This is a genomic window from Clostridium sp. (assembly GCF_051650885.1).
In the GTDB taxonomy this organism is placed as follows: domain Bacteria; phylum Bacillota; class Clostridia; order Clostridiales; family Clostridiaceae; genus Clostridium.
Genome location: NZ_JBOFRG010000378.1, coordinates 1 through 10,705, shown reverse-complemented (window position 1 = coordinate 10,705; position 10,705 = coordinate 1). Strand labels below are relative to the sequence as shown.

Below are 10,705 nucleotides of genomic sequence, written 5' to 3'. Positions count from 1 at the left end.
CACGATCCTCTTTTGTTTTATATAACTTTTTTATAACAGGCATTAATGAATATGCCCAACCACCATTTTGCATTCTTTCATAGTTCCATGAACCTTGTAGGAGCCATGAACGAATCCAAACCATAACACGGTCTTTTTTCGATAATCTGATTCTTGAATCATCTTTTTGCGTATTTTCCATAGTTTCTTATCCCCTTTCTTAGTAGTTATCTATGATATCGCCTACTGGATCACCAGTATTTGAATTTCCGCCATTTGAACCATTGCCACCACCACTTTTGCTAAGTGTTAAGTATATAAGAGCTAAAGCAACACCGATTGCTCCAAGTCCTAAAAGAGTAAGTTGTGTAATAGTTGCAATTACGAAACCAATTGCGAAGAAAGGCCATACTTCTTTAGTAGCCATCATGTTTATTACCATTGCATAACCAACAGCAACAACCATTCCTCCACTTATTGCTAATCCGTCTGTAAGCCAAGCTGGCATTGCAGTAAGCAATTCACGTATTGGACCTGCTCCGATTAAAAGAATTAATCCAGCTGGAACTAAAATACGAAGACCTTGTAGTAAGATAGCTATAAGATGCCAAAATTCTACTCCTCTTAAATTACCATTGCTAGCGGCTTTATCCATTAAATGTATAAGTGCTGTAGCAACTGTACGAATTATGATAGTTAATAATAATCCTGCAACTGCTAAAGGAACTGCTATAGCGATAGCTGCAGAAACACCTTCTCTACCTTGACCACCTAAAACTAGAATAATTGCTGATGCAACTGATGCAAGTGCAGCATCAGGAGCTGTTGCAGCTCCAATATTTGCCCATCCTAAGGCAATCATTTGAAGTGTACCTCCTAAGATTAAGCAAGGTATTAATTGACCTGTAACTAATCCGATTAAAGTACAGGCAACAACTGGTTGATAAACTTCAAATCTATCTAAGATACCATCAACACCACAAATAAATGCTATGATAAGTACCAATATTACTTGAATAATATTTAAACTCATGATTCCTTTTCCTCCTTAAATATAAATCCTACTTTAATTTCTTTAATTCTTCTTCTGCTTTTTTCATAACTTCATTTAAGTTAGCTCTTGAATCATTTGGAACTTTACGAACATCAAATTCGATTCCTAAGCTTTCAAGCTTTCTGAAAGTATCAATATCATTTTGGTTAAAAGCAAGAACTTTACTTGGTTGAACTTTACCAACTGAGTGAGCCATTGAACCAACATTAATAGTTTTTAATGGAACTCCACCTTCAACTGCTTTAAGTACATATTGTGGATTTTCAAAAAGAAGCATCGCACGCTCTCCACCAAAATGTTGATCATCCTTAGCAATTTTAATCATTTGCTCTAAAGGAATAACGTGAACTCTTACACCAGGAGGTGAAGCTTCTTTGATTAAGTTTTTACGAAGTTCATCTTTTGTTACTTCATCTGAAACAATTATAATTCTTGTTGGTTTTGCAGCTTTTGTCCAAGCTGTTGCCACTTGTCCATGAAGTAAACGTGAATCTATACGTGCTAAAACGTATTCAAAAGATCCAGGTGAACCTGCCTTAGAAGGCGTAGCATTAGAAGTAGAAGGTTTCTCTTCTTTTTTAGGTTCTAATCCTTCAGGTTTAATTTGAATACCTTCTCTAGAAGGTGATAAAATACTTGCAGCAATTTCATGTGCAGTATCCATAGAAAAACGAGAACCATAAGCTTCAATAACCATTGGTAAATTCATACCAGCTACGATAGCCCATGTATCTTTGTGAGATTCGAATAAAGTATTTGCTTGGTTGAATGGAGTACCACCCCAAAGGTCAACTAAGAATAAAACTTCATCTTTGTTTTCGAAAGTGCTAATTGCATCTTCCATTTTCTTTCTGATGTCATCAGGTCCTTCGCTAGGTAATAATGTAACTGCTTTAACATTTTCTTGTTCACCGAAAATCATTGACGCAGATTGTAAAATACCATTAGCAAAGTCACCATGACTAGCAAGAATAATTCCTACCATATCGTTTCCTCCAACACTAAGTTTTTTAAATTTAACTATAAAAATAGAAAAAATTTATATGCTTGAATTTTAACATTATTTCAAAGGTATGCCTATGATATCGTTTAACAAGTTACAAATTATTAACTTTTGAAAGAGATATTACGAACCGAAAATAGAGAAAAAGGGTGATGGACAAGCTAGAATGAGGAACGTATTATATTAAAATAGATTTTAGAAGATGTGAATAAAAAAAGAGGAGATTTTGAATATGAAAAAAAATAAGAAATGACAAAATAACTAGATTAAATGCAAAATACACAATATTTAAGCTTAGAAAATGTGTACTAAAAGTAACTTGTTTAAAAAAAGGACATAATATATAGTGGAAAATAATTGAAAAATATTAAATGGATTTATATTTCTTTGAATAAGAAATATAACTATAAATCATAAAAGTTAAGTAAATAGGGGTGATATATTTTATGACAATGACTAATAGATACTCAAATCTAGCTCTTCAAGGCTCAATCCAACTTATTGGAAATACATTAGGACTATCAAAGGATCTAGATAGTCTTGCAGCGGGAACATATACATCAATAGGTACATTTATGACAACAATTCCGAATGAACAAGAAGTGGGATGGGGTCCATATACAACGAGTTTACCATCAAAAGCATATTCAATGGCAGAGTTATCTATTCCATTACCGAATACAATTGTATATGCAGAGCTAATATGGGGTGCAACAAGGACAGTTCCAGGAAGCAATATAACAGTAAATAACTTTGGAATGTTGATAGGTCCAGATGGAAGTGAACATAAAATAAATATGGATGTTATAAATGTGCCTAATCAGGATATGTCGCAAAGTGGAGAAACTGCAAGTGCATATATATTTTCAAGTGATGTAACAAATTTAATTCAAAGCTTAGGAAATGGAGTATATACCTTTGGATCCATTCCAAGTACACTATCACCCACAGCTAATAAAACTCAATTTGCTGGGTGGGGACTTTATGTAGTATATGCATCACCTAAAAGTAGAGTTCAAGCAGTAAATCTGTATACAGGGACTAATATTACTAATGATGGACCTTATGGTGTTACAGTAAATTATCCAGGACCACCAGCAGAAATAGATTTATTGGCAATGGGATTTGGCGGTGATGTAACACTTCAAGATGGATTTGTAGATAGAAATACAGCATTTTTAGTGACACCAACTAAATATATAACAGGACCTAATAATCTTTACAATAATTTTTATCAATCCCAAATAAATTATCCGAATGGAAATCTAAACACATTTGGACCACATGGAACAGAAAACCATATTGCATTGAGTACTGTGCCTGTAAGTGGTGCAAGACAAGGAACGGATATTTCTACAGTTTCATTGAAAAATTATTTGAATAGAGCAGTAACAGGATTAGCTATGGATATTACAGGGTCTGTAGATAATTTAGTCGTTGTAGGAAGTGGATATGCTTCAAATTTAGCTCAACCTATAGTTAATATACAAAAAAATGCAGATAAAACTGTAGTAACAGTAGGAGATGAAATTATATATACAAGTGTGATTACTAATTCAATTAGTGATTGTAATAACGCAGTTTTTACAGATACATTACCAATAGAATTACAGTTTATAACAGGAAGTGTTGTTATAAATGGAGTTTCAAATGCTAGCGCAAATCCAACAATAGGAATAAATCTTGGCAATATATTAGTAAATGGAATAAAAACAGTATCATTTAGAGCCAAAGTAGTAGGAATAAATCCAACATTATCAATTCCAAATACTTCAGTATTAAATTATGGGATGACAGTTAATGGAAGTGCATTTACAGCAAGTCAAGAATCAAATATTGCTTTAGTAAATTATAAATTAATGTCGGCAACTAAAACTGTAGATAAAGAGTATGCAAGACTTGGAGAGAGTATACTTTATACTGTTATAATTGGAAATTATGGGACGGAACAATTTACAAATACAATTTTCTACGATACTTTACCATTTGGAGTAGACTTTGTAAGTGGAAGTATGAAATTGAATGGTGTAAGTTTAAGCAGTGAAAACCCTAGTATAGGAGCAAATCTAGGTATATTAGACATTAATACTATAAATACAGTTACTTTTTTAGGTTTAGTAAATACAGTACCGATAAATAATAAAATTGATAATGTTGCAGTAACAGAATTTAATGTAGGAACGATACCAAATTTTTTAAGAACAAATGTAGTAACAACAACAATAACTAGTGCAAATCTTAAGATTCAGAAGATGAGTGATCAAATTAATTATGGATTAAGCGATCAAGTCACATACACATTTATAATTTCTAATGTAGGAAGTGTTGTAGCTACAAATATTAGATTTATGGATACAATTGCAAATGAAACAAGCTTTATAAGTGGTTCATTTAAAGAAAATAATATCTTTAATTCACAAAATCCAACAGTTCTACCAGGAGCTAATATAGGAAATGTAGTAAGTGGTGGTGTAACAACAATATCATTTAAGGTGAGCATAAATTCTATACCTAATCGGAATCCTATTGAGAATACAGCAAGGGTTTATTACAACTATGTATTTGGAACAACTATAACAGAAAGTGCTATTCAAGATAGTAATGTAGTGAATTTTAATATTAATGCTGTAGATTTAAATGGATTAAGTAAAAGTGTAGATAAAGTGTATGCTATGCCTGGAGATATCTTAAGATACAAAATAATAATTCCTAATAAAGGAACTGTAGTGGCAAAAAATGTTGTGTTTTATGATACTATTCCAAATGGAACTACGTTTATTAATGGATCTGTAACGGTAGATGGAATAGTAACAGGAGAAAGTCCTATGAGTGGGATAGTATTAGGAAATATAGGCATAAATGAAGTGCGAACTGTAGAATTTGAAGTGAAAATAAATTAAAAAGAAAAGTCATCTAATTTTAAAATTAAGGTGACTTTTCTTTTCCAAATATTGCATAAAAAGGTTGTTGAATGTTATCATAATAAAAAAGAAGATGTAGAGGAAGGTTAAAATTTATTTGAAAAATTATGTGGGAGGGTATTTATGAAGAGATTTTTAATTAAGTGGGGAATATTAGGCATTTCAGTTGGAGCTATAATTGGAATTGTTGGAAATTATAAATTGCTTAAAGATGAAACAAGAACAGTTGAAGGAAAAGGACCAATTGAGCTTAAGGTTAAGGAATTTAAAAATTTAAATAAAGATAAGGCTATTAGTGAAAAGGAAGCTTTAATTAAAGAAATAGATATTGAAAATAACTTTTTATATGATGGGATGACTTTAGAAAAAGAGGATGTTTATATTCAAGTCTTTGTATTTAACAAAACAAAAAATATGAAATTAAAAGATGAAAAGTATTTAGAGTTAGATGGAGAAGTTATAGGAAAAAGTTTAACTATAGGTGGAGAAGTATATGGTGCTTTAAATAGCTTAGAGCCAAATATAAAAATAGAGGAAGAATCTTTATTAAATGGAGATACTGATAAAAGGGAAAAAGTAGATTATTATTTAATTAAAGCTAAGGTTTTAGAAGATGGAAGTCTAAAAGCTATAAAGAAAGAAAAGAAAAAGTCAGAGGAGTTTTTAAGTTATAATAAACAAAATGAAGGCAAAAGTGATTTATATGAGTATAAAGATAAATATAATATAGATATTGAAAAAATAAAAAAAGAGGTAAATAAGAAAGAAAGATTTTATGAAGTAAATGAAATAGAAATTTTAAATTCAGAAGGAAGATATTACTTTTTAGAGTTATTTAATAAGAATATGGAAATTACTTATGTGTTAGGAGATAGAGAAAAGGATAAAATTTATATTAAAAAGAATAAAAATGAAAATGCTAGTATAAAAGGTGGATTCTTATATGATGGCGAAATATATCTTTTAGAAAGAAAAGGGGATATATATAAAGTTAAGGAAAATAACAAAACTATAAAAATAATAGAAGAGTATAAGAATGATAAAAGAAATGAATCAGCTATAGAATTTAATTTAATAGGAATTGAAGGAGAAAATGTTTATTTTAGAAATGCACTTCCTTTAGATTCTTTAATGAGTTTTAATTTAAAAGAAAAGAATTTCAATTTAGTTTATGATAGTAGATATGAAGTAATGGAAAATATGGATATGAAAGATGGATATATAACTTTTTATGAAAATTCAAAAGAGTCTAATAAGAAAATAATAGGATATTTAGAAAATGGGAAGATAGATGCAAAAATAAAAGATATAGTAGAGGAAAAGAATTCAATAACGAGAATATACAAGGAGAGAGCAGTTATAGTATCAAAGGATGATAAAGGGAAGGTTAAAATTAAAATTTTGAAATTATAATGTTAGGAGATTTTTCTAGGAGTAGAAAAATCTCTTTTTATATTCAAAAATAAATGACTGAATGAATATAAATATAAAAAGGAATAAGAAAGAAGGAGAGAAATGGAAGAAATAAAGATAGTAAGACCAAAAGAAAATAATATAAATTCCTATTGGTATGCATTTGATAGTATTGCAAGGGAAGGAAAATATTTTGCATCGACAAGGGCTCATCCCTATGATGAAACATATGAATTTATGATGGAAACTATACGAAGTGGTTTTCCAAGTTTTTTATTATTGAAAAATGATGAAGTGATAGGTTTTGCAGATGCAAGACCAATATGCAAAAAAATTGGATATGTAGGAATTGGAATTGTAAAAGAATTCAGAGGAAAGGGATTTGGAAAGAAACTTATGAATGAAGTCATAGAGGATTCAAAGAAATATGGATATGAAAGATTAGAAATAGATGTAAGAAAAGACAATGAAAGAGCAGTAGCCTTGTATATAGAGTTAAAATTTGAAATAAGAAGAGTTTTAAAAGATGCTTTAATACTTGGAGAGAATAAGATATCTGTAATACAAATGGAAAGAATTATTTAGAAGAGTGTAAAAAAATTAAGATAACAATAAAGTTAAAAAGGTTATTTAGTAAAATACTAAATAGCTTTTTTACTATAAATTGTATTTAAATGATGATATTATGAAAATAGGTAAATTTTATTTAATTATAGTTATTTGGATTATAAGAAACAGGATGAAAGAGTAAGAGTTAAACAAGAGGAGGAATGGAAAATGAAAAAACTATTAGCATCAGATTTAGATGGGACACTTGTATTTGAAAACAAAATGCCAAAGGAAAATATGGAGAGTGTAAAGAAATTAAATGAAAGTGGACAAGTATTTATAGTATCAACAGGAAGACCTTTAAATGGAGTTGATATATTAGAAGAGGAATTTAATATAGGAATAGACTATTATGTTCTTTTAAATGGAGCATTAATTCTAGATAAAGATAAAAAAACTGTGCTTCATAAAAAGATAGAAAGAAAAACAGTTGAAGAAATTTTAGATAAATATATAAAAGAAGATATGAATGTATCAGTAGAAACAGGATATACAACATATGTACTTGGAAAAGGTGGAAACTTGCCTTATCCAGAACAAAAAATAGTTAATGGAATAGAAGATGTTAATGATGAAATAAGTTTAATTTCGATTTATATTCCAAACAGAAAAATTGTAGAGATAGATGAAATAAAAGAAATGATAAATTCAAGCTATGATGAAGTTGTAGCTTATAGAAATTCAAATTATATAGATGTTGTACCAAAGGGATGTTCTAAAGGAAATGGTGTTATGCATGTAGCAAAAGAACTTTCAATAGAAAAAGATAATATTTATACAATAGGAGACTCGTGGAATGATGTAACAATGTTTAAAATGACTAAAAACTCCTTTACATTCCATGAAGTTGAAGAGAGCTTAAAGGAAAATGCAAATCATATAGTAAAATCAGTATCAGAATGTATAGAAGAATATATATTAGCATAAAAAATTAGAGGGGGGTTACTTCCTCTAATTTTATTTAAATGGAAACAGGAGAGGTGAGAGAATGACTGAAAAAGAGAAAATGATAGGGGAACTTTTATATGATGCAGGAAATAAGGAATTAGTAGAAGATAGAGAGAGAGCTAAGGAACTTTGTTTTGAGTATAACAATACAAGTCCAAGTAATAAGAAAAGAAGAAAAAATATAATGAAAGAAATCTTAGGAAAAACTAAAGAGAATTTTCATATAGAGCCGAGTTTTTGGTGTGATTATGGATACAACATAAGTATTGGAGAAAATTTTTATATAAATCATAATTGTGTTATTTTAGATTGTGCAAAAATTACATTTGGAGATAATGTGTTTATTGGACCAAACTGTGGATTTTATACAGCGGGACATCCTTTAGTAAGTGAAGAAAGAAATTCAGGACTTGAATTTGCTAAAGAGATTACAATTGGAGATAATGTATGGTTTGGAGGAAATGTTACAGTTTTACCTGGAGTTAAAATAGGAGACAATGTAGTTATAGGTGGAGGAAGTGTAGTAACGAAAGATATTCCATCAAATAAAGTAGCAGCAGGAAATCCATGTAAGGCAATAAGGGAAATAAGAGAAGAAGACAAGCTTTTTTAAAGAGATAAAGTTAGTAATTTTTATCTCTAGCTTTTTTTTTATTTAATAAAGAAAAAATTTGAAAATAAAAAAGGAAATCCTTTACAAACATGGAATACCATAAATTGGAAATTAAAATTGTAAGGGGGATTTTGAATGAAAATGAAAAAAATAATAGCATTGGTTATATTAGCAACAACCGTAACGAGTGTTGTACCAACAATTGCTAGTGCTGAAAAAAGGGAGTCAAATGAAGTAGTGACTCAAAATGTAAGAAGAGAGTCTAAGTTTGGAGTTGGACAAGGTATTCCTTGGCCAGAACAGGTGAATGCACCATATGCAGATATGGTTGCTTGGATAAATGATAAGGATTATTCAAGTAATGGTGCAATAGATCTTGCAAAGGTTTCTATGGAAACTGGAATAAAATATTTTAATCTTGGATTTATTCAATCAACAGGGAAAGGCATACAAAATGGAAAAGTTGATTGGGGATGGGGTGGCTATAGTGTTTTAAGTGAGAATAATAAAAATGATAGCCAATATGTTGGAATTAAAAACTCAATTAAAGGTCTTAGAGACATGGGAGGAGATGTTACTATTTCCTTTGGTGGATTAAATGGAGTTCCATTTTGGCAAGTAACTCAAGATGTTGATGTTCTTTACAATACTTATTTAGACATAGTTGAAGGTTATGGTTTAACTAGATTAGATTTAGATATCGAAGAGGGTGGACAAGACAAGGAGAAGAATAGAGCAAATGCAAAGGCAATAAAGAAGCTTCAAGAGAAAACAGGAGTGGATGTTGTTTTAACACTTCCAGTATTGCCAGATGGATTAACATCAGTTCAACTTAATGTATTAGAAGTTTATTTAGCAGAAGGTGTTGATGTAGAATGTGTAAATATAATGACAATGTGCTACGGAAATTCAACACTTAAACCAGGTGAAAACTATGGAACAGCATCACTTAGAGCTGTAGATAGTACAATGGTTCAAGTAAAGGATTACTATAAGAAGTTTGCAAATAAAGATATTACTACTGAAGAAGCTTATTTAAAACTTGGGACAACTCCATCAATAGGATTTGAAGGTTCGGCACATCCAACCTTTACAACAGATTGGACACAACTAGTTGTAGATCATGCAATAGAAAAGAAAATTGGAATGACTTCATGTTGGTCAATAAATAGAGATGCAAAGTTAGATAATAATCCAGGGATAAATAAAAGATTTGAATTTGCAAATATATTTAAGAATTTTGGAAGTATAGGAACAAATCCAGGAGTAAATCAAAAGCCTGTATTAAGTGGAGTTACAGATGCTAGAATAAGACAAGGTGAAAGCTTTGATAAATTAGCAGGTGTTACTGCAAATGATAGGGAAGATGGGGATATAACAAGTAAAATTAAAGTTACGGGTGAAGTTGACACATCTAAAGTTGGAGATTACAAATTAGTTTATGAAGTAACAGATAATGATGGAGCTACGACTACAAAAGAAAGAAATGTAAAAGTTATTTCAAGTGAAATACAAGACTTTGATTTTGATTTTAAGATAACTAGTGACTGGGGTAGCGGTGCAAATTATAAAATGACAATAAAAAATAATTCAGGAGCTGATATAGAAGGTTGGAAGCTTGAACTAGACTTTGATAAAAAGCTAGAATCTGCATGGAGTGGTGGATTTAAAGCAAATGGAAATAGCTATGAATTTACTAATCCAGATTGGGGCGGATTATGGAAAGAGGGCGAAGTTATAGAGATAGGTGGTTCATGTGAAGGTGGAATAAAAACAGAAAAGCCTACTAATATAAAAGTAAATGGAATGCCTATATCAGGTGGAGGAGTAACTCCAGAAGTTAATGAAAAGCCTGTATTAAATGGAATTACAGATAAAACTATAAAGATTGGAGATAAATTTAATCCTTTAGACGGGATAACTGCAACTGATAAAGAAGATGGAGATATAACAAATAAAATTAAAGTTACGGGAGAAGTAAACACAGGAAAAGTTGGAACTTATAAATTAGTTTATGAAGTTACAGATAGCAAGGGAGCTAAAACTTCAAAAGAAAGAAATATAACAGTTAAGAGTGATGCAATAGTTTCAGACTTTGACTTTAAATTTGAAGTAACAAGCGACTGGGGAAGTGGTGCAAACTATAAGGTTACAATTACAAATAA

Annotated in this window: 9 protein-coding genes; 6 read left to right on the top strand and 3 right to left on the bottom strand. The window is 30.3% G+C overall.

Annotated features, from left to right (window positions below):
* From ACRC28_RS19190 to ACRC28_RS19180, 3 genes are all read right to left on the bottom strand, one after another.
* A partial coding sequence (locus tag ACRC28_RS19190; RefSeq protein ID WP_438545063.1) for a PTS system mannose/fructose/sorbose family transporter subunit IID occupies positions 1-181 on the bottom strand: 181 nt, incomplete at its 3' end.
* A gap of 18 nt (positions 182-199) precedes the next feature.
* On the bottom strand, positions 200-1,012 hold the full coding sequence (locus ACRC28_RS19185) for a PTS mannose/fructose/sorbose transporter subunit IIC (RefSeq protein ID WP_438545062.1): 813 nt from the start codon (positions 1,010-1,012) through the stop codon (positions 200-202).
* 28 nt (positions 1,013-1,040) lie between these two features.
* Positions 1,041-2,018, bottom strand: coding sequence for a mannose/fructose/sorbose PTS transporter subunit IIA (locus tag ACRC28_RS19180; RefSeq protein WP_438545061.1), 978 nt, complete (start codon positions 2,016-2,018; stop codon positions 1,041-1,043).
* Between the two features lie 464 nt (positions 2,019-2,482).
* Here ACRC28_RS19180 and ACRC28_RS19175 point away from each other — a divergent pair, with 464 nt between their 5' ends.
* From ACRC28_RS19175 to ACRC28_RS19150, 6 genes are all read left to right on the top strand, one after another.
* Complete coding sequence (locus ACRC28_RS19175) at positions 2,483-4,936, top strand: hypothetical protein (RefSeq protein WP_438545060.1); 2,454 nt, start codon at positions 2,483-2,485, stop codon at positions 4,934-4,936.
* A 144-nt stretch (positions 4,937-5,080) separates the two neighbouring features.
* Positions 5,081-6,370, top strand: a complete 1,290-nt coding sequence (locus ACRC28_RS19170; RefSeq protein ID WP_438545059.1) for a hypothetical protein — start codon at positions 5,081-5,083, stop codon at positions 6,368-6,370.
* Between the two features lie 102 nt (positions 6,371-6,472).
* Positions 6,473-6,955 (top strand): GNAT family N-acetyltransferase, encoded by a 483-nt coding sequence (locus tag ACRC28_RS19165; RefSeq protein ID WP_438545058.1) that lies wholly within the window; start codon positions 6,473-6,475, stop codon positions 6,953-6,955.
* A gap of 192 nt (positions 6,956-7,147) precedes the next feature.
* Positions 7,148-7,906 (top strand): Cof-type HAD-IIB family hydrolase, encoded by a 759-nt coding sequence (locus ACRC28_RS19160; RefSeq protein WP_438545057.1) that lies wholly within the window; start codon positions 7,148-7,150, stop codon positions 7,904-7,906.
* 61 nt (positions 7,907-7,967) lie between these two features.
* Positions 7,968-8,540, top strand: coding sequence for a sugar O-acetyltransferase (locus tag ACRC28_RS19155; RefSeq protein ID WP_438545056.1), 573 nt, complete (start codon positions 7,968-7,970; stop codon positions 8,538-8,540).
* 135 nt (positions 8,541-8,675) lie between these two features.
* The coding region (locus ACRC28_RS19150; RefSeq protein ID WP_438545055.1) for an immunoglobulin-like domain-containing protein at positions 8,676-10,705 on the top strand (2,030 nt) is incomplete at its 3' end.

Bases quoted from the DNA above. Each gene is read 5' to 3' on its own strand.
- ACRC28_RS19185 (WP_438545062.1), bottom strand. From the start codon at position 1,012: ATGAGTTTAAATATTATTCAAGTAATATTGGTACTTATCATAGCATTT.
- ACRC28_RS19180 (WP_438545061.1), bottom strand. From the start codon at position 2,018: ATGGTAGGAATTATTCTTGCTAGTCATGGTGACTTTGCTAATGGTATT.
- ACRC28_RS19175 (WP_438545060.1), top strand. From the start codon at position 2,483: ATGACAATGACTAATAGATACTCAAATCTAGCTCTTCAAGGCTCAATC.
- ACRC28_RS19170 (WP_438545059.1), top strand. From the start codon at position 5,081: ATGAAGAGATTTTTAATTAAGTGGGGAATATTAGGCATTTCAGTTGGA.
- ACRC28_RS19165 (WP_438545058.1), top strand. From the start codon at position 6,473: ATGGAAGAAATAAAGATAGTAAGACCAAAAGAAAATAATATAAATTCC.
- ACRC28_RS19160 (WP_438545057.1), top strand. From the start codon at position 7,148: ATGAAAAAACTATTAGCATCAGATTTAGATGGGACACTTGTATTTGAA.
- ACRC28_RS19155 (WP_438545056.1), top strand. From the start codon at position 7,968: ATGACTGAAAAAGAGAAAATGATAGGGGAACTTTTATATGATGCAGGA.